General features: G+C 53.1%; 19 protein-coding genes. 12 read left to right on the plus strand and 7 right to left on the minus strand.

Translation table 11 applies throughout. The features are described 5' to 3' along the window. The first annotated feature begins 421 nt into the window (after positions 1-421). From FCL42_RS04645 to FCL42_RS04685, 9 genes are all read left to right on the plus strand, one after another. The gene (locus FCL42_RS04645) at positions 422-2539 is read left to right on the plus strand and encodes a TonB-dependent receptor domain-containing protein (protein ID WP_136862210.1); all 2118 of its coding nucleotides are present in this window, start codon (positions 422-424) and stop codon (positions 2537-2539) included. Between the two features lie 134 nt (positions 2540-2673). After that, entirely contained in the window at positions 2674-3012 is a 339-nt protein-coding gene (locus FCL42_RS04650) for a hypothetical protein (RefSeq protein WP_136862211.1), read from the plus strand. A gap of 158 nt (positions 3013-3170) precedes the next feature. Further along, positions 3171-3524 (plus strand): ArsC family reductase, encoded by a 354-nt coding sequence (locus FCL42_RS04655; protein ID WP_136862212.1) that lies wholly within the window; start codon positions 3171-3173, stop codon positions 3522-3524. Next, the gene (gene dapE, locus FCL42_RS04660; protein ID WP_136862213.1) at positions 3521-4657 is read left to right on the plus strand and encodes a succinyl-diaminopimelate desuccinylase; all 1137 of its coding nucleotides are present in this window, start codon (positions 3521-3523) and stop codon (positions 4655-4657) included. The genes FCL42_RS04655 and dapE overlap by 4 nt, the downstream gene beginning before the upstream one ends. Then, on the plus strand, positions 4651-5343 hold the full coding sequence (locus tag FCL42_RS04665; RefSeq protein WP_136862214.1) for a M15 family metallopeptidase: 693 nt from the start codon (positions 4651-4653) through the stop codon (positions 5341-5343). Before dapE ends, FCL42_RS04665 begins: the two co-directional genes overlap by 7 nt. A 179-nt stretch (positions 5344-5522) precedes the next feature. Continuing rightward, a complete protein-coding gene (locus FCL42_RS04670; RefSeq protein ID WP_136862215.1) occupies positions 5523-7136 on the plus strand; it encodes an FAD-binding oxidoreductase in 1614 nt (537 codons plus the stop codon). Continuing rightward, complete coding sequence (locus FCL42_RS04675; RefSeq protein WP_136862216.1) at positions 7133-8638, plus strand: glycerol-3-phosphate dehydrogenase/oxidase; 1506 nt, start codon at positions 7133-7135, stop codon at positions 8636-8638. Before FCL42_RS04670 ends, FCL42_RS04675 begins: the two co-directional genes overlap by 4 nt. Then, the gene (locus tag FCL42_RS04680) at positions 8635-10179 is read left to right on the plus strand and encodes an FGGY-family carbohydrate kinase (RefSeq protein WP_136862217.1); all 1545 of its coding nucleotides are present in this window, start codon (positions 8635-8637) and stop codon (positions 10177-10179) included. The genes FCL42_RS04675 and FCL42_RS04680 overlap by 4 nt, the downstream gene beginning before the upstream one ends. Positions 10180-10361: 182 nt before the next feature. After that, positions 10362-10919 carry a porin family protein gene (locus FCL42_RS04685; RefSeq protein WP_136862218.1) on the plus strand — a complete coding sequence of 186 codons (558 nt, stop codon included), beginning with the start codon at positions 10362-10364 and terminating at the stop codon, positions 10917-10919. Positions 10920-11231: 312 nt separating this feature from the next. On the opposite strand, the gene FCL42_RS04690 is transcribed toward FCL42_RS04685, so the two are convergent. Both FCL42_RS04690 and FCL42_RS04695 read right to left on the minus strand, forming a co-directional pair. Then, on the minus strand, positions 11232-12407 hold the full coding sequence (locus FCL42_RS04690) for a nitrate- and nitrite sensing domain-containing protein (protein WP_136862219.1): 1176 nt from the start codon (positions 12405-12407) through the stop codon (positions 11232-11234). Between the two features lie 157 nt (positions 12408-12564). Next, entirely contained in the window at positions 12565-13209 is a 645-nt protein-coding gene (locus FCL42_RS04695) for a TetR/AcrR family transcriptional regulator (RefSeq protein ID WP_136862220.1), read from the minus strand. 429 nt (positions 13210-13638) lie between these two features. Between FCL42_RS04695 and FCL42_RS04700 the strand changes: the two genes are divergently transcribed. Then, positions 13639-15000 (plus strand): NCS2 family permease, encoded by a 1362-nt coding sequence (locus FCL42_RS04700; protein ID WP_136862221.1) that lies wholly within the window; start codon positions 13639-13641, stop codon positions 14998-15000. Between the two features lie 17 nt (positions 15001-15017). Then, positions 15018-16787, plus strand: a complete 1770-nt coding sequence (gene adeD / locus FCL42_RS04705) for an adenine deaminase (RefSeq protein ID WP_136862222.1) — start codon at positions 15018-15020, stop codon at positions 16785-16787. 74 nt (positions 16788-16861) lie between these two features. Here the strand turns inward: adeD and FCL42_RS04710 are convergent, their stop codons facing one another. The 5 genes from FCL42_RS04710 to FCL42_RS04730 are packed head-to-tail and all read right to left on the minus strand — an operon-like array spanning position 16862 to position 21971. Beyond that, entirely contained in the window at positions 16862-18097 is a 1236-nt protein-coding gene (locus FCL42_RS04710) for an ABC transporter permease (RefSeq protein WP_136862223.1), read from the minus strand. Then, positions 18094-19311, minus strand: coding sequence for an efflux RND transporter periplasmic adaptor subunit (locus tag FCL42_RS04715; RefSeq protein ID WP_136862224.1), 1218 nt, complete (start codon positions 19309-19311; stop codon positions 18094-18096). The genes FCL42_RS04710 and FCL42_RS04715 overlap by 4 nt, the downstream gene beginning before the upstream one ends. Next, on the minus strand, positions 19308-20315 hold the full coding sequence (locus tag FCL42_RS04720) for an HlyD family secretion protein (protein WP_136862225.1): 1008 nt from the start codon (positions 20313-20315) through the stop codon (positions 19308-19310). The genes FCL42_RS04715 and FCL42_RS04720 overlap by 4 nt, the downstream gene beginning before the upstream one ends. Then, positions 20312-21286 (minus strand): HlyD family secretion protein, encoded by a 975-nt coding sequence (locus FCL42_RS04725; protein ID WP_136862226.1) that lies wholly within the window; start codon positions 21284-21286, stop codon positions 20312-20314. Before FCL42_RS04725 ends, FCL42_RS04720 begins: the two co-directional genes overlap by 4 nt. Further along, positions 21276-21971 carry an ABC transporter ATP-binding protein gene (locus FCL42_RS04730; RefSeq protein WP_136862227.1) on the minus strand — a complete coding sequence of 232 codons (696 nt, stop codon included), beginning with the start codon at positions 21969-21971 and terminating at the stop codon, positions 21276-21278. Before FCL42_RS04730 ends, FCL42_RS04725 begins: the two co-directional genes overlap by 11 nt. A gap of 414 nt (positions 21972-22385) precedes the next feature. Here FCL42_RS04730 and FCL42_RS04735 point away from each other — a divergent pair, with 414 nt between their 5' ends. Then, the gene (locus FCL42_RS04735; protein ID WP_136862228.1) at positions 22386-24317 is read left to right on the plus strand and encodes a methyl-accepting chemotaxis protein; all 1932 of its coding nucleotides are present in this window, start codon (positions 22386-22388) and stop codon (positions 24315-24317) included. The last annotated feature ends 87 nt before the right edge of the window (positions 24318-24404 follow it).

A 24404-nucleotide genomic window follows, 5' to 3' on the forward strand; every position in this document is an offset into this window, starting at 1 on the left:
GCTCGCCGGATTGAAACTAAAGGATGACTGTTCCAGTTGTTCGAAAATGCTCACTAAACACAAAATGCTCCCAGTTTCAGGAGCACTATCTGTTACACCTGCGGTTTACATTCAGTTACTTCTCTAAAACAGCGAACACCCCCATTAAACGCTGCTAAGCCTCAATCCATCCTAGAGCCAACCAAGGGTATCGCCATCAAACATGCATTTTAAATTCAATTAAATCAGAGCTATAAGATTATTCTAATAAAAAGTCTACAAATTTCGCATCCGAAAATAAAAACCATCTTAAAGGTCACAAAATGTAAAGAAATGTAAATAAAATTAAATTCACAATTGACTTCATCCTTAAGAATGAGAATGATCGCGAATGAAAACCATTATCAATAACATAATTACTCTAATCTCAAGGAAACATCCCATGCGCAGACTCTCAGTCTTGCCTTTACTACTGACTCTACCCCTACACGCCGCAGAAACCGATACCGATAAAAAGTGCGATCCAAAGCAGTCCATTTGCGACGACGTCATTACCTTTTCCACGGTGACCGTCGAAGCCAACCGCAGCGCTACTGACTTAGCCAAATACGCGGGTTCCGTCGGCGTCATTGAGGAGGAGGATCTCAAACAAAGCAACCAGTTGGTTGATGCCCTCTCCGACGTTACCGGAGTTGAAACTGGGGGCGATAACGGCAGAACCATTGGCTCTCAATTCACCATTCGGGGATTCGGCTATCAATCGGAGCAGCGGGTTATCATCCAGCAAGATGGCGTGCCTCAATCCCCTAGCCTCTTTTCAAATCACATCTCCAGTTTTAGAACCGATACCGATATTCTAAAACGAGTAGAAGTGGTAAAAGGCGCCTCATCCATCCTTCACGGCAGCGGCGCCATCGGCGGCATCGTCTCCATGCAAACTAAGGGCGCGAAAGACTATCTTGACGACGATCAGCAGTTAGGATTTCTCCTTGGCCAGCGTTATGAGTCCAACAACATGCACAGCACTCGCGCCGGTTTGATGGCTCAAGGGAAAACCCTTCCTGTAGATCTATTCCTCTACGGTAAAACCGCCCAATACGATGAGATGGAGCTGGCTGATGGCGGTACCGAAAACTACAGTGAAGTCCCAAATGATGAGCGCATCAATACGGCATTAATGAAGCTCGGCTGGGACATCAGCACCAATCAGCGCCTGTCAGTCTCAGTATTCGATTTCGATGAAGAGCTCACCACGGTGTGGCAAACTCTCTATCACACCGAATCGTCAATCCCCATTGTTGGCGATTTGAAACAGACTGATTATGTACTCGATTATGAAGCCCTTTACGGCAACGCTTCTTGGCTAAACTTGACCGCCAAGCTCTACAGCACCGAAGCCGAGTACGATCGCGGCTACAAAACGGAAACCCGAGACCTTCGCTACGCCAATAAAGATGAACGTTGGGGCATCAAGCTTAAAAATGTCGCCTATTTCAACGCCATCGGTGCAGAGCATCAGTTCGTGCTGGGACTGGACTACGCCAATCGTCAGGAGTCGGCACTGTACTTGCTCAATGACGAATACACCGATTTTGGCTCCATGCCGAACGAGTACAACGATCTCGGCATCTATTTCCAAGATCTCGCCCGCTGGGGTAATGTTGAGCTGACGTTGGGGGGACGCTTCGACAACTTTGAGCGCAGCGTCGACAATAAGCCCAACGCCGACTATGACGACTCACGCTTCTCTCCTCGCGTTGCCGTGGCCTATGAAGCCCTGCCAGGTTTTAACCTGTTACTGGGCTATTCCGAAAGCTTCCGAGCGCCGACTCCTCACGAAACCTCCTCGGAAGGACCATTAAACCCTCACTATTACTATCTACCTAATCCCGATCTTAAAGCGGAAACCGCAGAAGAGATTGAAGGAGGCTTCTCCTACCAAGGCCAAAACCTGTTTAGTACGCAGGATCAGCTGTCCATCAAAGCCACCTACTTCCATGGCGACATCAAGGATATGATCACCTTGAAAAAGCTGCCGGAAGCGGGCACTCCCCCTGAATCCACCATGTATGCGCAATACCAAAATGTCGATAACGCTCGACGAAAAGGTTATGAAGTGCAAGCAAATTACGGGCTGGGTCCGGTACTGGCAGGGCTAAGCTTCGAACATTTAGAGCTGTACGATAAGCAGACCAAAGAGAATGTCAATCAAGCCTTTGCCGACAAACTTCATGGGGATTTCACCTGGTTCTTCGACAGCCTGGATCTGCGATTAGGTGCTGAAGTGAACCATTGGTTTGAGCCGGATCAAAACCCGAAAACCATCACTTCCCGTGGCAAAACCTACACCTACGTCGATCAGTCCTTTACTCAAGTTAACTTGAAAGGCGCTTGGACGCCGCAATTTAGTGGCGTGAATTGGCTTGATGACAAAATGCGTCTTAACTTTGGGGTCAATAACCTGTTCGACAAAAAGTACATTAATGCCTCAAACGTCAACTCGACCTCCCGAGTTGGCACCGGCACCAACATCTACATCGATCTGGAGTTTGAGATCTAACCTCTGACGAGAACCCTTGATAACATGACGGCCAGTGACCCGAGGTTACTGGCCTTTTTTTCCATACTTTCGACACTCAGCTATCCATAAGCTAACTTCTCTAGGTGGAACTCAACTGATTAAGGAGCACATGGATGTCCTGTTCACACACTCATTCTCACCCAGAACATACCCACGGCCCCAATTGCCAACATACCGCCATCAAGCATGGTGATCACATTGATTACCTAGTGGATGGCATCTTGCACCACCCTCATGGCGATCACTGCGATGAACACCGTCTTGAGGTTTCAGACATCAATCCTGATGGCTGCCAACCAGTGCACAGCTGTAAGGATCATGTTCATGGTCCAGGCTGCGGCCATCAAGCCATTCAGCACGGTGATCACGTGGATTACATCGTGAATGGTCGCCTTCATCATCAACATGGGGATCATTGCGACGATCACGGCCCCGTTGAAGTGGTTTCGTAATCGACCTGCCGATGACCGTGTCATCGGCAACCCATCTTTGCCAGTCATTGCGCTGGAAATCTAACCAACAACCTCGGCGATTCCCCTTCCTCCCTTGCGACGTCCTGTGGCCGATGTCACAATCCAATGAACAGTTTGGATCAACAAGGAGAGCAGCAATGATCCTGTACGGCATCAAGAATTGCGATAGCGTCAAAAAAGCAAAAAAACACCTAGAACAAGCCGATATCGGATACCAATTCCATGATTTTCGCCAAGATGGGTTAAGCGAAGCCAAGGTAGACGCTTGGCTTCAACAGGTTGAATGGAAAACCCTACTAAACACCCGCTCCACCAGTTGGCGTCAACTGGATGATGCCATCAAAGCGGATCTGGATGCTGCAAAGGCAAAAGCGCTGATTCTGGACAACCCCACCTTAGTAAAACGCCCAGTGTTGGAGTTTGGTGAAGGCCAAGTGGAAGTGGGCTTTAAAGCGGCTCGGTACGACGAACTGTTCGCGAGTCAAACATGAGCCAATTATCTGAAGTTACCCAACTGGCAATGGACTTAATTGCCAGAGAGTCGGTCACCCCCGAAGATGCGGGCTGCCAGCAGATGATGGCCGAATACCTTGGCCAACTGGGCTTTGACATCGAACCGATGGTGTTTGAAGACACCACCAACCTATGGGCTCGGCGCAATCAATCTGGCCCTCTGTTCTGCTTTGCGGGCCACACTGATGTGGTTCCTGCGGGGAACCTAAGCCACTGGCACACCCCTCCATTTGAGCCCACCATCATCGACGGCGTGCTTCATGGCCGCGGCGCCGCCGACATGAAAGGCAGCCTAGCCGCCATGCTGGTGGCCACAAAGCGCTTCGTCAACAAACACCCGGAACACAAAGGCAGCATCGCCTATCTCATCACCTCCGATGAAGAGGGCCCGTTCATTAACGGGACCACCCGAGTCATCGACACCTTGGAGGCACGTAATGAGAAGATCACTTGGTGCGTGGTGGGTGAGCCTTCTAGCACCGCCAAATTGGGCGACATCATCAAAAATGGCCGTCGCGGCAGCCTAACCGGCGATCTGCACGTACATGGTGTTCAGGGCCACGTGGCCTACCCGCACCTTGCGGAAAATCCCGTCCACAGCGCAGCCCCAGCCTTGGCAGAACTGTCGCAGATGCATTGGGACAACGGCAACGAGTTCTTTCCACCCACCAGCTTCCAAATCGCCAATATCGAAGCGGGCACCGGTGCCCCCAATGTGATTCCTGGAGAGCTTCATGTGCAGTTTAACTTCCGCTACTGCACCGAAACCCACGCCGAGGATCTTAAGCAGCGGGTACACAACCTGTTTGATAAATATGGTCTGAACTACGACATCAGCTGGGTGCACAACGGCTCGCCGTTTTTAACCGACCACGGTGAACTGCTCAGTGCGACCTGCTCCGCCATCGAAGCGGTCACCGGCTATGCCACCGACCCACAAACCAGTGGCGGCACCTCCGACGGCCGTTTCATCGCCCCCACCGGAGCCGAGGTGATTGAATTGGGGCCAATCAATGCCACAATTCATAAAGTAAACGAATGCGTATCAGTGGCTGATCTCGATACCCTAGCTGACTGCTACGAGCAGATCATGGAGCGCTTATTGTGCTAACCCAACTCCAGTTATTGGGACAAAACGGCGACCATCTGGTCGCCATCGATCACTGCCAATTGGAGAGCCGTTGTGCGCTGGCACTCAGGCAACTCCAAGATGCGGCCGCGTTAGCAGGGTTTAACCTTCAGGTTGCCTCAGGATGGCGCAGTTTCGAGCGTCAATTGCTGATCTTTAACCGTAAAGCCCGAGGCGAGCGGCCGCTTCTGGACAGCCAGGGCAAGCAACTGAGCGCTGACCGCCTCAATGACCAACAAAAGCTAGAGGCCATTTTGCAGTGGTCGGCGCTACCGGGCATGTCCCGTCACCACTGGGGCACCGATCTGGATATCTATGATGCCAACGCCATCTCCAGTGAGTCCCTAAAACTGGAACCTTGGGAGTATGATAAAGCAGGACCAAACGGCCCATTAAGCCAATGGCTCAGCACTCACATGCACACCTTTGGCTTCTATCGCCCCTATCAGCAGCAACTAGGGGGCGTGCAACCTGAGCCCTGGCACCTGAGCTTTGCCCCCGTCAGTGCTCCCGCCCTTCAAGCCTTTGAGGTCGATGCACTGGCAACACTGCTTGAACACACTGACATCGAACTAAAATCGGCAATTCTCGACGACCTTGAGATGATCGCGTCCCGTTATCTGCACAAGATAAGCCCAGTACCTGAAAACCTCTCCCACGCCCTTTAAACCATATCCGAAGAGCCCATCACTTGGGCTCTTTGCGACCCATTTTTGTCTTACTTGAACCAGCCATTTTCAGCGAACAGCTGTCCATAAAACGTTGTATTTTGACTCCAAACGCTTGTATTAAAATTGTAAATGCGTTATCTCATTGTTAACAAAGTCATAAATGGAATTTTCGGCACATGGAACCGGTTTGGAATGGATGGGGAAGCCCAGATTTTAAAAAGCCTCTGCCTAAACAAGCAGACAGCGTACTTACAGAGAGACTGGGCACCAGCCTCGCCCTGCCTGAGATCGAGTTAGAAGCACTGGCGGCCTCCGTTAGCCCAAGCCGCCTTAACGACAGCGAGCTGCTAACAACCGAGGCCAAGACCCGCATTAAATACAGCCGAGGTCAAAGCCTTCCTGATTGGCTGGCCCTTAAATACGGCGAACTAGAGCGGGTTACCGATGCCGTGGCCTTTCCCAAGGATGAACTCCAGCTACAGAGCCTACTTGAGTTAGCCTACCAACTCGATGCCGTGCTAATTCCTTATGGTGGCGGCACTAGCGTGGTGGGCCACATTAATCCCGGTAACGATCCTCGCCCTACCATCACGGTGTCGATGGAAAAGATGAACCAGCTATTGAGCATCGACCCCCTCAGTCAGTTGGCTCGATTTCAGGCCGGCGTACGCGGCCCAGATCTTGAAAAACAGCTTAATGAGCAAGGCTATACTCTCGGACACTTCCCGCAGTCATTCGAGTGGTCAACCCTAGGAGGCTGGATCGCCAGCCGAAGCTCTGGGCAACAGTCACTGAAATATGGCCGCATTGAACAGCTGTTTGCTGGAGGAACCTTGCTGACACCAGGGGGGAAGTTGGTGGTCGATAGCTACCCAGCCAGCTCTGCTGGGCCAGATTGGCGGGAACTGATCCTTGGCAGTGAAGGCCGTCTTGGCATCATCAGCGAAGCAGAAGTGCGCGTTCAGCCACTGCCAGAGAAGGAGCAGTTTTACGCCAGCTTCTTCCCCTCTTGGCAGGCCGGCCTGGCCGCCGTGCGCCAAATGGCCCAGCAAGACATCCATGCCTCCATGTTCCGATTAAGTCACCCAACGGAAACCCTAACCCAGTTGCAGTTGGCGCTGGAGCCGAAAAAGCTCAAGCGATTACAGCAACTGTTTGGCTTACTTGGTCTTGGGGATCAACCGGCCATGTTGACCTGGGGCGTCACCGGCAACAAGAAACACTGCCGCCAGCAAAAACGCGCCATCCGAAAACAGATAGGGCAACACGGAGGCCGACTGGCACTTAAACGCCTTGGTGATCACTGGCAGCACAATCGTTTTGGCGCCCCTTACTTGCGCCAAAGCCTGTGGGAAAAAGGCTATCTGGTTGATACCTTTGAAACCGCCGCCAACTGGAATCGCATCGAAGAGTTACAGCAAGAGATGGAGCGAAGCCTCGCCAAAGCATGCCCACAAACGCCGATGATGTGTTACACCCATCTCAGCCACGTTTACGCTCAGGGCTGCAGCCTGTACACCACCTACCTGTACCCCAACAAAGGCAGCTACGAGGAAAACCTTGAGCGTTGGCAAGCCTTTAAGAAAGCCGCCAGTCAAGCGGTAATCGATGGCGGCGGTACCATCAGCCATCAACACGGTGTCGGTGAGGATCATCGCCCCTACTTTGAGCAGGAGAAGTCGAAGCTACAGCAAAGCGGTCTGACGGCCACTTTAGCCCATTACGATCCCGACAAACGCATGAATCCAGGCAAACTTATTAATGGCTGCGCCCCTAAGGAGACCTCATGAGTCTGACTCAGGGGTGGCAGAAGGCCCAAAGCCAATGGCAGCGAGGAGAAACCGACTACGACGTCATTATTATCGGCGGCGGCATTAATGGTGCCGCCGTAGCCTGGCTCAGCGCCAATCAAGGGTTAAACACCCTGCTGCTAGAAGCGCAGGACTTTGCCTCGGGCACGTCCAGCCGCTCCTCTAAAATGATTCACGGCGGCCTGCGGTATCTTGCCAAAGGTGACTGGCGGCTGACCCGAGAGGCCGCCAAAGCCCGCGATCGCCTATTGAGCCAAGCTGAAAACGTCGTCAAACCACTGCCCTTTTGGTACCTGCACCGACCTAACGAAAGCCCAAGACCCTGGATGATGAAAGTGGCCCTTGGGATCTACCGCGCATTCGCCTCGGGTGCCAAGCCAAGCTTTATCTCAGCCGAAGAGCTCACTCAGCGCCTGCCCAGTTATCAACTAGGGCCTCAAGATGGCGCCAGCAGTTACTTTGATGCCATCAGTGACGATTGCACTCTAGTGAACTGGCTACTGGGTCAGGCTTGTGACAAAGGCCTTGCACTTAAGGGCTATCAGCCGGTACAGCGACTTATTAGCGATAATAACGGGGTGTCCGGCGTTGAAATTAGCACCGATACCGGAGCCCTTACGCTAACCAGTAAGGTGGTGGTCAATTGCGCGGGGGCCTGGTGTGGAGAGCTAACCGCCCTGCCCTTAGGGCAAAAGATGCGGCCGCTTCGAGGCAGTCACCTGGTGTTGCCAATGAGCAAATACCCCGCTCCGGCCGCCATCACCTTTGGTCATCCCCAAGATGGCAGGCCGGTTTACCTCTACCCGTGGCTTGGTACCGCGGTGATGGGAACCACGGATCTGGATCACGAGACCAAGCTCACCCAAGAGGTGGCCATGAGTGAAGAGGAGTACCGTTACCTGTTGACGGCACTCAAATGCTTAGATCCCAACGCCAATGAGCAAGACATCATCAGCAGCTGGTCTGGCGTCAGACCGGTTATCGAAGCTGAATCAAGCAGTAAAGATCCCTCTAGTGCCAGTCGCGAGCATCTAATTTGGTCCCGCCCTGGGTTGGTCAATCTCACCGGCGGCAAGCTGACGACCTTCTTAGAAACGGGACAGGAGATCATGGAGCAGGTGGCCAAACAGCTGGCGATCACCTTAGGATCACCCCAATTACCGCCGCCATCGCCTCGTCACCCCCTCAGTGAGCGCTGCGATCCTAGCGCTGGTAGTGGCTCTATCATCGACACGGTCCATTTTTGGAATGAGATCACCGAGCACCTTATTCATGGCGCCATCACCAATCTGGATGATCTGCTGCTTCGGCGAACCCGAATTGGCCTGTTGGTTGGCAAGCCCCTAGAACGAATAAAAGACCAACTGGCTCCCCTTTGCCAGCAGCACCTAGGTTGGGAGTTAGCACAGTTTGAACAGCAGTGGCTCCGCTACTGGAAGATTTGGCACCGTTACTACAGCCCGGCCCCATTTAAATCATGATTTTAGCCATAGACAACGGCACTCAGAGTCTACGCGCACTGCTCTTTGATGCCACCGGAAACCTAATTGATAAGGCCCAGTTTCATTTCGAACCCGCCTATGAGACCCCACAAACTGGGTTTGCCGAGATGGCGCCAGACAACTACTGGCAGGCACTGGTTGAGTGTGTAACCCAGTTAGGGAAGCAGGGAAATGACCTATCCCAGGTGGCCGGCATGACCATTACCGCCCAGCGCACCTCACTGGTGTTTGTGGACAGCAGCGGCAAGCCGCTTCGCCCAGCGATACTGTGGACCGATCAGCGCCAATGCGAAATCCTGCCACCTCTGCCCGTCTACCTTAGACCCCTGACCTGGTTGCCGGTGGTGGGCAGCGCCATCAATCAGTTTCGACGCCGCGCTTTTAGCAATTGGGTCGCCAGTCACCAGCCGGATCTGTGGCAGCGATGCCATAAAGTGCTTCAAGTCGCCGGTTACCTCGGCTTTAAGCTTACCGGTGAATATCGAGACAGTCAGGCAGGTCAAGTGGGTTACCTGCCCTTTAACTACAAGACTCAGCAATGGGCGAAAAAAGGCGATTGGCGCTGGCCAGCCTTAAGCCTCAACCCATCGCAAATGCCTGAGCTGGTGGCACCGGGTCAGCGCATTGGCGCGCTCTCTGATGAGGTCGCCAAACGCTTGGGACTTCCTCAAAATCTACCGCTGTTTGCTGCCGGTGGCGATAAAGCCTGCGAGATTCTTGGCAGCGGCGGCCATCAACCTGGCGTCGCCAGTTTAAGCTTTGGCACCACCGCTACCGTCAATCTGGTCAGTGATAAGTATCGAGAGCTGATCCCCATGATGCCCGCCTACCCTGCCGCCATTCAGGGCAAGTACCTGTGCGAAATCATGCTATTTCGAGGCTTTTGGATGGTGAGCTGGTTTAAAACCCAGTTTGGTCAACTGGAACAGATTCTGGCGGAGAAACAGGGCACCGTCCCTGAAGCGCTATTTGATGACCTGATCGCAAGCGTTCCTCCGGGAAGCGAAGGGTTGGTGTTATTGCCCTATTGGGGGGCTGGGGTACGTCAACCTGGGCCGGAAGCTCGGGGTGCCATCATCGGTTTTGGGGATCAACATACCCGAGCTCACCTCTACCGCGCCATGATCGAAGGGCTAGGTTACGGCCTGAGAGAGGGGTTAGAGCTTGCCTGCAAACGGGGGGGATTCAAGGTCACCCAACTTCGAATCTCCGGTGGCGGTGCCCAAAGCCAAGCCATTTTACAACTCAGCGCGGATCTGTTTGGCCTGCCCGTAGAAACCGCCCACACCACCGAGACCTCCGGCCTTGGGGCCGCCATCTGTGCCGCCATTGGCCTTGGTTGGTACCCTGATGCCAAGCGTGCCACAGAAGCGATGATCCGCCCCGGTCAGCGCTACGAGCCCGATCTCAACCATCACCAGATGTACGAGTCCCTCTATCGCGAGGTCTACTCAAAACTCTATGGTCGCCTACGGCGTCTCTATCTTAAGCTCTACCAAATTACCTCATCGGCTCAATAATCCCCAGTCGCCCGAGCTTCGTCTCGGGCTTGTTTCATTCGATACAGCTTAGGTTAAGCGATTTAGTACATCTCAACTCTTAAACTTAGCCAGCTTAAATTTCATCAGATTCATTCAGATACGGTTCAAGGTTGGCAGCGTAACCTGTGGTCATTCACCTAATGAATGTTGAGGAAAATAAGATGAAAAAGATCATAACTACTGCGGTTGCTGGTTTGCTACTTTCTACCGCCGCTCACGCTGCTGAGCCACAGTTTTTCATCGGTGCCGGCGTTGCTTGGCAAGAAGATCAAATTGATGGTGGCGTAAACAAAGACAGCCAAAGTGAAGCTTGGCAGGGCCGCTTCGGTGTGATTTTGAATGACAACCACAGATTCAGCGGCACCTACAGCTACAAAGAAGACGATTTCAGCGCCGCTGGTGACGACTTCAAGCTGTATCAGAACCTGTTTCTAGCCTCATACGATTACATGCACGCCATTGATGATGCAGGTAAGTTCAACCTGTTTGCGGGTCTGTCCGCCGGCGTGGTTAACAACAAATTTGATGGCAATGCCAACTCCGACTTCGTATGGGGTGGCCAAGTTGGCGCAGAGTACCGCATCACCCAGAAATGGAGCACCGAGCTGGGCTACCGTTACCTAGATCAAGACTACGATGAGCCAGGACATCGCATTGGCGGTCAGTACCAGTTGGATACCAGCCACCAATTTTACCTGTCGGTAGACTACCGCTTCTAAGCGCCCACCTTAAGCGCGCCAACGATTGTGTCTGTAAATGGCAATTATTATCCACACTAATAGTCCGCCATATTACCAATCAAATTAAGTAGATGGTCTATCTATTGCAACGGCGAAATCGGTTCAATTAGGACGCGAGACGCCATTGTTAGTGGCCCTAACTATCAGTCTCGCAGCGAAGAGTGAGACGATTTAAACAAGCAATAGTGATCAGATATCTATTCTGGTTGGTATCAAATCAAGGGACAGCCTAGGCTGTCCCTTTTTTACTATGGGTTTGGTGGGGCTCACCCACAACTTCATCCTGATGAGCTAAGCGTCTCCCGAGCTCACCAGCGTTAGGGGGGCCGCCGCCTGCTTTACCCGCTCGGCTTCCTCGGCCCGCACTCGGTGTCGATGCCCTTGCAGTTCCAACTGCATCTCGGACGCGTGTCGAATCACCCTATTGAGATTGGCGGCCATCTGATCCAGCTCGTCACCATCTTTAGTGGGTAAGCTGACAAGGTAATTACGCTGCGCTTCTAGGGCTCGCACTGCTCGATGTAATCCGGAAATTCGACCATAGAGGTCCTGATACAACATAAAGCTTAAGCGCGCCGTCGCCATCAATAGCAACATCGAAAACACCAAGTACTGCCAGAACGACTCTAAGGTTTGGCGCCACAGGTGCGTCAGCTCCCACTCAAACCAGGTTTTCTGCAGGCTCAGGTGTTGGCTGGAAAACTGCAATCTCTGCCTCATCATATTGGCATCCGCCAGCTGCGTGGCAGTAAGGGGGGCCAGCGCCCGAATGGGCCTATCGGATCCGACGCCCACGGACTTGGGGGTTAACCGGCTCTTATACTGATCAAGATAGAGGTTAAATTCCGCCAGCAATCGCTGTTTGATCTGTGAATGTGAGGCGATGGCCAATTGGGACAAACGCTCGTGAGCTTGGCTGATGGCGACCAGCGCACTGCCACGATTGACCACGGCGTTGGCATCGACCCCACTTTGCAGGCGACCAATGAGAGCGATTAACGACGCAATGGTGCTTTGATAATGACCCAGCAACTGCGGTTGATTGACACGTTCTAGCGCCCACGCTTGCGTTAACCAAGGCAACTGCTCCAGCTTTTGGTAGAGCTCCACCAAAGGGCGATGCTGCAACTGCTGCTCGCGGGTTTGCCCACGCTCTAACGGCCCCAACCACTGGTAGAGCGCCTGATGCCACTGCTCGATACCTCGCTCGGTGGCCAACTGCTGACTTTTGCGCTCAACCGAGCTACTCTCTCCCACAATGAGCAAGGCTCGATACTTTTGCAGACTTTGCATCAACGCCACCGATTGGCTGATCAACTGCCGAAGCTCAGGGGCTTGATGACGCTCGATAACGCTCTGGGTACGCTCGGCAAAGCCGGTCGCCACGACCAGCAGCAGTGCTGCCAGCGGCCCCCAAACCATCCAGGTAAATTTAGACTTTAATGACAACGATTCTAGCCAATTCATGCGATGCCTTATCCATAGAATTCAGAGACTTTCCCTATGCACAAAAATACAACGGTGCAATCAAAAGCGTAGACTCAAGGAAGAAATTAGCCAGCAAAAATGGCAGCAGAGGCAAGCTTAGCCATCGGCGTTATCCCCATGGCAACCGGGGCAGCAGTCAATGACGGTGGGCGCAGCCGTATAGGAACAGGCGGATATTTTGTCGATAGAGGTTTTCCAGATAGGCCTCCGTGGCTTCGGTGTCGCTTCCCTCTGGAAGGAAAAAGAACGGCATCATCACCAGCGCATTAAAACTGTCTTTAAGCAGTACTGGGTCTAAATTAGGATCGATAAAACCTTTAGATTGAAGCGCGGTAAATATCTTAATGTGGAAGGCGTCGGTCTGTCTTAATATAGATTTATCAATGTAACTGCGTTTGGGGCCATCGTTCAGCACCAAGGTTCGATAGATAATTCCCAGTAATTGAGGGTGCTGAATATCGAGCCGAAATATGATCATAAACAGCTCTTCAACGGTATTTCGCGTCAATGAGGCTTTCGACAGTTGATTAAGCTTGTCAAAAAACGGCGCGTAGATATCTTCAAACACCGCCGTATATAAACCGGCTTTATTATTGAAATAGTAGCTAATAAGCGCCACGTCCACGCCGGCCTCTTCCGCGATGCGACGGGTGGTTACCTCTGAATAAGCATGCTTTAAAAACAATTCTTTAGCTACATCAAGCAAGCGCTGCTGACAGCCTAAACTCGCGGCGTGTTGCCCCGCTTGCGACTGTTTCGGTCGACCACGATTTTGCACCATCAGCGTGAACCACTTTTATTTCCTCTCATGGCTCATAGATATCATGTTCCCCAGTAGTGTGCAGAGCTTTATCCAGTTTTATTAATTTAGATCAGAGTTTTTCCATACCCAGTTCAAAAGTTCGATTCATTCCACGAAGTTTCAGCAGAACGGCTTTTTTGTTGAATAATAAAGCGGGCAAAGCGAGATCCCGATCAACCCAATTCATTCACAGACCTCCATAAAATGATTTCGAACCAAAGGCTTTACCCCGATTCAGGCAAAGCGTTTCGTACCTCTTTCAGCATCGGCCTGTTGCAAGCGGTAGCAGTTCCTAGTCCATCCAAGGCGTTACTTAGGATAAGCAACACCAGATAGACCACAGCGTAACCCCAAGGACAGTGGGAGCGATTGGCGCTTAGCCATTCACAAATAATAAAAGGATTCGAGATGAACGCACCACAAACGGATACTCGTGCCGACAAGCCAACTCAGAGCTCACCGTTTTCGCAAACACTGGAGCGCCTGTTCAAACTGTCCGAACACAACACCACGGTTTCTACCGAGATCATAGCCGGTATTACCACCTTTATGACCATGGTGTACATCGTGTTTGTTAATCCACAGATTCTCTCAGCTGCCGGCATGGACGCCAGCGGCGTCTTCGTGGTCACCTGCCTCATTAGTGCCTTTGGCTGTCTCGCCATGGGACTCATCGCCAACCTGCCCATCGCCCTTGCCCCCGCCATGGGGCTGAATGCGTTTTTCGCGTTCTCTGTGGTTGTCGGCATGGGCGTCAGCTGGCAGGTGGGCATGGGCACCATCTTTTGGGGGGCGATTATCTTCACCATCATGTCCGCCCTTGGCATTCGTCACTGGATCTTGACCAACATCCCCAACTGTTTGCGTATTGGTATCCCAACTGGGATCGGCCTGCTTATCGCCTTAGTTGGACTGACCAACGCCGGCATCATCGTCGGCGACCCAGCCACCAAGGTGACCGTGGGCGACCTTGCTTCTCTTGAATGTGCTCTGGGCGCACTGAGCTTCTTTATCATCGTTATTCTGGCGTCAAAAGGGGTGCACTCTGCTGTGCTGGTCTCCATTGTGGTGGTCACCACCATCGCCGCCCTACTCGGGGACGTCACCTTTACCGGCGTGGTCTCCATGCCACCGAGCATCGAGTCGACCTTTGGCCAGTTAGACATCTGGGGCTCTTTGGATCTGGCACTGGCTGGCATCATCTTCTCCTTTGCCCTTGTCAGCCTGTTCGACAGCTCCGGTACCCTGATAGGTGTCACCCAAAAGTGTGGCATTACCGATGATCGCGGCCGCTTCCCCGGCATGAAGAAAGCGTTAATGGTGGACTCAGTAACCTCCACCGCCGGTGCGTTCATGGGCACCTCCACCGTCACCGCCTACATTGAAAGCTCCTCTGGCGTTGCCGTTGGCGGCCGCACTGGCCTGACAGCGATTGTGACTGGGCTGCTGTTTATCGCGGTGATCTTTTTCTCCCCCCTTGCCGCCATGGTGCCCAACTACGCCGTTGCTGGCGCACTTATCTATGTGGGCATTCTGATGGCGTCTGGGCTGGCCAAAGTCAATTGGGAAGATCTCACTGAAGCGGCACCGGCCTTCATTACCGCAGTAATGATGCCGTTCAGTTTCTCCATTACCGAAGGGATAGCCACCGGTTTTATCACCTACTGCGTGATGAAAGCCGGCACCGGCAAATGGCGGGAAATCCACCCCGGCGTTGCCATTGTGGCGCTGCTGTTCCTTATTAAGTTCATTTTTGTAGACGGACACTAATCGTCAGGAAGTATCAGATGTCTAATCTCATGCACAAACACACCCAGCAGTTGAGCCAACCACAGCTGGCTCGAATTCTGGCCATCTTGCGCCAGCAGATCGCCGCTGAGCTCAAGCTCACCAATCTGTCACTGCTGGATCTGGTCAACGGTGAATTGATTCAAGGGGCCATTGTTATCGAAGGTGGCACCATCGTCGCCGCTGGGCCAGAAGCCGAGCAATTGGATGCCCACCGCTGCGTGGACTGTCAGGGGCAGATTGCCGTGCCCGGCTTTATCGACGGTCACATGCACGTGGAAACCTCCACCATGACGCCGTTTGAATTCGAGCGCACTACCTTACCTTTGGGCACCACCTCCATCATCGCCGATCCTCACGAATTGGTGAATGTGGTTGGCAAACAGGGGCTGGAGTGGTTCCTACGCTGCAGTGAAAAGATGCATCAGAACATGTTTGTGCAGGTGAGCTCCTGTGTGCCCGCCGTTGCCGATCTGGACATCAATGGCAGTGAATTTACCCTAGAGGAGATGACCGCCTACATCGAACACCCACAAGTGCTAGGGTTGGCAGAGGTAATGGACTACCCTGCCGTTCTCAATTTTGACCCCATCATGCACGGCAAACTCAGTGCCTTTTCAGGGCTCAATATCGACGGTCATTGTCCGCTGTTAAGCGGGCTGGAGCTTTCCGGTTATGTGGCCAGTGGCATACAGAATTGCCACGAAACCACCAACTATGATGAAGGCAAAGAAAAGCTCGCCAAAGGGATGGCGGTGATCATGCGGGAGGGCTCGGTGGCCAAAAACCTCGATGCCTTGGCACCGCTCATTACCGATAAATCCGCGCCGTTATGCTTGCTGTGTACCGACGATCGCAATCCCCATGAGATTGCCAAAGAGGGTCACATCAACTTCATGGTGAAACGCCTTATCCATAAACACCAAATTGATCCGGTGCTGGCGTATCGGGTTGCCTCACTGTCGGCGGCTCAGCACTTTGGTCTTAAACGCCTAGGCCTTATCGCTCCGGGCTACAAAGCCGACATCAACCTAGTTGGCGATCTGGCCAGCGTCGACATTCAGCGCACCCTAATTGGAGGCAAATTTGTCGATGAGCTCAATCTCGCCGCTCAGGTTTCAGACAAGCTAACGGCGTCAAAACCGCCGCTGCAGCCAACTCTGTGTCACGATAAGGTCAGTGCTGAACAGCTGACCGTTCCCCTTGATAAGGGCCGCTATCACGTCATGGAGATTGTCAAAGATGAGCTTCTCACCAACCACCTTATCGTCAATCACGATGGTCGTCAGTTTGAGCAGCAAGGCATCAACCTGCTGGCGGTTGTCGAGCGATATGGTAACCAGCTGCCACCGGCTCCAGGCTTAGTCAAAGGGTTTGAAATCACCCAGGGTGCCATCGCCAGCAGCGTCGGCCATGACTCCCACAACATCGTGGTCATCGGTGCCGATGCTGACAGCATGGCCTTGGCCGTGAACCATCTGCTGGATTGTGGCGGTGGCTACTGTGTGGTCCAAGACGGTAAGATCACCGCTGATCTGATGTTGCCTCTGGGCGGGATCATGAGCTGTGAGTCATCGGAGGTGATCACAGCGCAGATTCAGTCTCTTAAGCAGGCCGCCAAAGCCATTGGCGTGACCGTCAATGAGCCTTTTGTGCAGATGAGCTTCCTGGCATTGCCAGTGATTCCCTCCCTTAAGATCACCGTAAAAGGCTTGGTGGATGTGGAGCAGTTTAAGGTGATAGACCTTAAACTGGCCGAGCCGAGCTAACAACTCACCACAGCGTAAAAACAAAGGCTGCCACATTGGCAGCCTTTTATTTAATCCCGCTACTAGTCAGCAGCTTAGTCTCGTTGCAGCGCGATTATCGGGTCCAGCGCAGCGGCTTTACGAGCCGGATACCAGCCAAAACCGACGCCGATGACCATGCACACTCCCACGGACAGCAGCAGTGACATGGGAGACCAGGCCACCTGCCAATCGGCATAGCCGCCAATGATCAATGACAGCGCGATGCCAGCCACAATGCCAATCAAACCACCACAGGCGGCGATCACTAACGACTCGGTCACAAACTGACGTGCGATGTCGCTTTTGGTGGCGCCTAGTGCCCGTAGCAGGCCGATTTCCCCCGTGCGCTCCAGCACCGTTGCCAACATGATGTTCATGATGCCAATGCCGCCCACCAGCAGCGAGATGCCTGCCACACAGGCCATGACGATGTTGAAGATTCGCTGAGTTTGCTGATACTGAGCCAACAGATCCGCTGGCACTACCACTTTATAGTCGAGCTCGCCACCGTGGCGACGATTAAACAAGTGATCGATGGACGCCGCGGCTAGGGGCGCTTCCACGGTGTCATCCAGCTCCAACTTAATAAAATCCAGCTCATCTTCTAAAGGCGCAAACGCCATCTTTTTCAGGGCCGTTTTAAGGGGAATGAACACCTTGTTGCGCTCGCCTCCCAGCTTAACGCCATCGATTTTAGATTTGACCTGCTCACCATGAGACAACACCCCAACCACTTGATACCAAAGGTGGTTGACTTTAACTCGCTTGCCGATGGCATCGCCATTCGGAAACAGCGACGCCGCCGCTTCCCCTCCCAGCACCGCCAGTTGGCGATAATGGCGCTGATCATCTTCGGTAAAAAACCGCCCTTCGGCCAAACTAAAGTTGCTCAAGGAAAAATGATTCGGAGTCACCCCGGACACTTCTCCGTCGCTGCGGCCAAACTCACTGAACAGCGCATGCACCTTGACGCGTTTGGCTGCACTCCAATCGGTCACAAACGGCAACGTCTGCTCGGCGGCACGCACGTCTCCCAAACTTAAACCAACACTGTGCTCTCGTATCGCTTTAAGGGCTTCCCCATCGGCACTGCGGGCCTCAACGACCACGTTTCTAAGCCCCATAGACTCAATCATTTTCAGCGCTTCCCGTTCGGCGCCTTCACCAATGGACAGCATGGCGATCACCGCGCCAACACCAAACACCATTCCCAGCAGCGTTAAGCCGGTTCTAAGTTTGTGGTGCCACATCTCTCCAAGGGCTTGTTTCACATCATTAACGGCACTCATGACTGGGCTCCTTGGCCTGACGATTGCGATTTCGGCTCGGTTAATGCCACCACATCCCCCGGTTTCACGCCTTGGGTGATCACGGTGCGATTTAGGCTGCGCTCTCCAGATTCAACCCGCTGTTTTTCAAAGCGGCCGCCCCGTTTCACAAACAACCAACTTTCCCCCTCTTTTTGATACAGAGCCTGATTTGGTACCGAGATCGCTTGGTCGATCTGATTCACAATAACCTGTCCCTGAACCTCCCGCCCCGGCATCATGTAAGAGGTATCGGTGTGAGCAAGAGTGACCGTAAATCCAAAGTAATTCACGGGTGAGTCCTTGTCTTTGGGTACCGCCAACGCATCCACCTGAGAGACCTCGCCTTGAATAAGACGATCGGGATAGGCATCCAGACGAACCTCTACGGGCAAGCCCACTTTTAAGCCCGCGGCTTCAGATTCCAATACATGAAATTTTGCCTTCATCTGAGTCAAATTTGGGATCTGGCCAATGGGCATGCCCGCCCAAACCATGTCGCCGGCGGCCATTGGCGCGCCGGAGTTCCAGCCTCTGCCAACAATAAATAGCCCATCCGAGGGCGCGATCACCTCCATCGCCGTTAAGTTGGCGCTGGCCACGTCCAAGTTGTTTTGATGGCCTTGCTGTTTTAACGCGATCAACTGCTGCTCCGCTTTGGAGCGGCTGCTTTGCTCAGACTCATCCCAGTTCAGATAATCGTACTTTGCGCCCAGATACTCCTGATTGCGCATGTTATCGATCACCTCAATTCGAGAATAAACTCTGGGATCGTCACTGAAGAATCGCTGCGCCAACTCAGACTCAGTTAAAGTAAGCGATTTATCTTGCTGCAGCTGCTGCACCACATTGCCATCTTTTTGCTGCTGCAATTGGATGTCGATGGCCAACTTGTCGACCTCAAATCGAGCTAGGTCCGCGTCCATCTGCTGACGCTGAGGATCAAGCCGAGCGATCACCTGCCCCTGCTTAACCAAGCTGTAATTATCCGCAACCCACAACAACGACTGGGGACCGCGCAGGGAGCTTGGCACCGACACCGTGGTGGCATCCACCGCTTCCAACTCCCCTTTGGCATAGATTCGATGCTCAAAAGGCTGCTGCTCTAGAGCAACGCTCAGCACTTGTTGGTCTGGCGCCTCACTGCATCCGGCTAATGTGGTGCAGGCCAAAAGGCTTATCATTAAGCGATTCATAGGGCGAACTCCACTTTGGTTGTCATCCCTGGGCGCATAAGCTCAGGATCCGGCTGGGCAATCTGTGCCACGGCATCAAACACCACCACCGGGACATCCTGATTTTTGCGGCGGAAAATGGGGCTTATTTCGGTAATGGTCGCCACAAACTCTCGGTCCGGACTGGCGTCTAAGCGCACCACCAGTTGCTGTCCTAATGACACTCGCTTGGCCTCCACTTCCGGAATGCTCAAGCGAACCTCCATCTGATCCAGATTTGGCAGCCTAACCAAAGGCTCCCCCACGTACGCCGTGGCTCCCTCTTTCAGCTTGGTGCCATCCATGCCGGTACCGCGAACCACCATGCCCGCGCGAGGCGCGGTGATGGTCATCTTGGCGATGTCCCGCTGGATCTGATCCACCTGCAGTTGCCAACGCTGACGATCGCCCTCAAGCATCGCCAAACGCTGAGCTGAGCCGGTATGCTCTAGCTCAATTTTTTTGGTGATAAGCTCTACCCGAGCTTGGGCAATCACCGCATCCCGCTGGTATTTCTCCCGTTCCAGCGCCGCCACACTGTCGTCCTGAATTTCATACTTACGCTTGGCTTTATCCAGTTCCATCTTGGCTTCGGCCAACTGCAGTTTCAGATCTTCCGCCTGCTTCTCGTTACGCAGCTTGGTGGTCTTGATGTCCTGCTCTACCGACGCCAGATCCGATTGACGCTGGGTCAATCGCTGCTGCAGCTCTGAGCTGTCCAACACCACCAGCCGCTCTCCAGGCGCCACTGTTTTGCCCTCGGGTGCCAGATACTTGACCTGATACTGCCACTGCCAGCGCACCGCCGGTGGCGACATGCTGAACGAGTCCGATGACTCTAGCGTGCCGCTTACCATCAGCGGCGTTATTTTGGCTTTAGGAGCAACGGCTACCTGCTCTTGGGGGCTACCGCACCCCGACAACAGCATGGCGCAGATCAACAAGTTTGGGGTTAATGAAACGGACAGCCGTGGGTGTTTACTCATGATTTGACCTCCAGTTCCACGCGCACACTCATGCCAGGCATCAGCTCGACTTGCTTACTGTCCCCTAGGGTCACGCCCACCTGAAACCAGTTGGAGTTGCCCCAACCCGGTTTACGAATGCCTTTTTGCGCAACCTGTTTCACCTTACCCTCAAGAACCACTTGGGTATCGGCATCGAGAAACACCGTCACCGACATGCCGGGCTTGATGGCATCAATCTCCACCTCGTTAGCCCAGGCCTGAATGGCCAGTTCATCAAACTTGGGAATGGACGCCACCGGGGTGCCAATTTGCACAGTGCTGCCGACCTCGGTTTTCTCCCCAGTCCAAGGGTGACGCGCATAGATGATGGGGCCATCGTATTTCGCCACCAGCTCCAGGTTTTTCATTAGCTCTTGTGAATTACTCAGTTCCAACTCGGCTTTCTCTTGATCCAGCTCCAGCTTGGCGATCTCTTCGACTGCCGCCTGTTTCGCCTCCATTAATGCCCGCTGCGCTTTTTCTAGCTCTCCATCGGCTTTCATCAGTTCAAACTGCTTGTCGGCATACTCTTTGGGGCTTTGGAAATCCGGTGGCACATCTGCATCCAACTTGGCTTTTTCCTGCTGCAGTTGTCGCTGCTTAAAATCAAATTCCGCCTGTAAGCGCCGCTGCTCAAGCTCGACTAACTTAGCTTGACGGGCAGCTTTAACTTGAATCAGCTGGGCCTGATTTTGATCCACTTGGCTGGTGATGGTGCCCTTATCAAAGATCACCACCGGATCACCGGCTTTGACCATGCTGCCCTCTTCCGCCATCCATTGAATTTGGTAGCGCCACGCTCGTCCTGCGCGAGGCACCGTCAGCGACTGGGCTTCCAGCGCGGCCACCTCACCGGTCAATAACATGGTTTCCCCATGACTGGGCAGGGTTGTCAGCGCAGATAAAGCCATCAGTAACAGGGGCAAGCGTCTAATTGAGTTATGCGGCATAACTGGCCCCCGCTTCGATTCGGTCAATTTGGCCGTCACGCATCCAGATCACTCGTTTGGCGTGGCGAGCCACCTCCTCTTCGTGGGTCACCAAGACGATGGTTTGACCGGCAGCATTGAGTTCTTTAAACAGCGCCAAGATCTCCTCGGAGGTCTTACTGTCGAGCGCTCCCGTCGGCTCATCGGCAAGCAGCACCTCAGGGCGATTGATCAACGCTCTGGCAATGGCCACGCGCTGACGCTGGCCACCGGAGAGTTGATTGGGACGGTGGTGAGCACGGGTAAGCAGCCCCACCCGCTCGAGCAGTGTTTCGGCATAGTGAATGTCATCCGCGTCTACGGCTTTGGTACGGCGGTAACGCAGTGGCAGAAGCACATTGTCTTTCGCAGACAATCGAGGCAGCAAGTGAAAGCTTTGAAACACAAAGCCGATGTGCTGATTTCGTAAACTCGAAAGCAGGTCATCATCTAACGAGGCCACTTCCTGTTCGGCCATGAAATAGGTACCGGATGTGGGCTTATCCAAACAGCCAATCACATTCATTAAGGTGGACTTACCCGAGCCTGAGGGGCCCATTATCGCCACAAACTCACCGGTTTCGATGGTCAAGTCCACCGATTTAAGCGCATCTACCTGAGCATCGCCCATCATGTAGTGCTTACTCAGCCCCTGAATTTGAATCATAGTTTGTCTCTTTTTTCTCCTAACTTGGCCATCTTTCTGTGAAGCTTGCGAGGTTATCGTGCGTCCTTGCCACTGTGTGCCGTCGCTGGCCGAGTTGGTTTGTGTTGCGTTCCAATAGGACTTAGAGCCTAAGATAACCAGATCAATTCCCAAGATCTGTAATCTTTTTCTGTGAATTGTCACATTCAATGACATAACGTGCAGCTCTGTGCCACTCAATGGTGACAGTGAGCTCCCCGTGATCCATCTCACACCTTTCGTACAATTGGCCACAAATGCGTTTTTACGTGCAGTGAATTCAGATTTTTCCCCATAAAGTCGCTAACATTAGTTACAACCTAATATGACAATAAAGCAAGGCCAGAAATTAACCAGTTAAAACAATCTGGTATTGGCTTTCAGGGAGACACTTCAATGATATTGGGAAAATTTAAGCTGGACCAACAATTTAATCTTTTGATTTTGCCTTTAACTGTCCTAGGATTTGCGATCATCAGTTTTGTGATTACCTCCACGGGACTAGACAATCTGTCAGATAGAACTGAGTCTGCTATTCGGGGAAATGGTGAATTGGTTCGCAAGAACATCTCCCAATGGGTACAAAATCAAGATAAAACGCTGCACTCTCTCTCTGAAAGCCCTTTGGTTAAAGGCGCACAAACCCCATCACAGCAACAACTGCTATCTACCCACCTTGTTGGACTTAAACAGGCTTTTGATTACCGCAATGTGGCCCTGCTGGATAAACACGGCATCGCCCTTGCGGCCAGCAACTCAGGACGCATCGGCCAGAACTATGGCCAGATGGATTACTTTAATCAGGCTCAATCCACACGGGGTTTGGTGATCTCAGAGCCACGTCCCAGCCGAGTGGATGGCACCCTACTGGTGAGCATGGCCATCAAAACCCCCAATGCTGAGGTTTTGTTCTTAAGCCAATCTTTGGCGGATTTCTACCAGCGCTACGTGGACATCTCCACACTGGATAGCAACGCCTACTCCTTTATTCTCTCCAGTCAGTGCCAGCCCCTTGCCCACCCACGACTTGGCAGTGGCAGCATCAGCGACGAAAGCTTTGCCGATCTTTGCGGCGTAGAGGGTTCAATCACCTTTGAAGAGAACGGCAATCACTACCAAGGCTGGAGTCAATTTGAGCCGATAACCGGCTGGCAGATCATTAGCGCCACCAACTTGGCGCCCATCGAAGCCAGTGAACAGCAGATGATCGAGTACGCCATCGTTGCAGCGGTGATCATCTCAATCATCATCGGCCTCACCATCTGGCTGCTGGTACGTTCCATCACCAGTGGCCTGTCCACCATGGTGACCGCCGCCGACGATCTGAGTGCCGGTGACATCGCCCTAAGTCACTTAGATGGCGCCCATTGGACACGACTGCTTGGTCGCAAAGATGAGATAGGCCAGATGGCGAGCGCCATGAACACCCTCATTGAGCACCAGCAGAGTCAAGTTCAAGGCGCCGATGCCATCGCCAAGGGCGATCTCACCCACACCATCAGCGCCACAAGCAGCCGTGACAGTCTGGGGAACGCCCTGAGCGACATGCAGCAGCATCTACAGCAGCTGGTGGATGCGGTGAAACACACGGCAACCCGAGTTGGCGGAACCACCTCTCGGCTCAACACCGATTCACTGACGCTGTCGCAAAGCGCCACCGAGCAGTTTACCTCCATCTCCACCATCAGCGCGGCGCTTCAAGAGATAGACAGCCAGGTGAAACTCACCGCCGACTCCAGTGAAGAGATCAGTGGTCAGGCTCAACACACTCTAAAACAGGCGGAGTTGGGAACCGAGCAGATGGGCGCACTGATTGGTGCCATGTCTGAAATTCAGGAATCTGGAGAACAGATCAGCAAGATCATGGAGGAGATCACCGCCATCACAGAGCAAACCAACCTGATTGCGCTAAATGCCGCCATCGAAGCGGCCCGTGCTGGCGAGCATGGTCGCGGCTTCTCGGTGGTGGCTGACGAGGTGCGCCATCTGGCCCAGCGCAGTGCAACGGCAGCGCAAAAAACCAATCAACTGGTGGGGCAAAACCAGATCAAAATGAACCAAGGCAGTGCCATCGTGACCCAAACGGAAAAGGTGTTCAGTGAGATTGTGGCTCACATCAATCACAGTGCCGATCAGCTAAGCTCCATCGCCCAGGCCTGTCGAGAGCAGTCCAGTGCCACCGATGAGCTCACCGAAGGCTTAAGCCAAATTGACGCCGCGGGCCACAGTGTTTCCGAGGTGGCCGAAGCGGTCGCGGCCCAGTGTAATGAGCTGCAAGCGCTGGCCAACTCACTGCGCCAAGACACAGACAAGTTTAAGACTCATTAACGCTGCCCTCTCTCAAGCCTTTGTGCCACCTTGCCTAACTAGATAAGGTGACACAGAGGTTTCGCAATCGCTCTAAAACCGGTAACG

The organism is Ferrimonas aestuarii (assembly GCF_005116665.1).
In the GTDB taxonomy this organism is placed as follows: Bacteria; Pseudomonadota; Gammaproteobacteria; order Enterobacterales; family Shewanellaceae; genus Ferrimonas; species Ferrimonas aestuarii.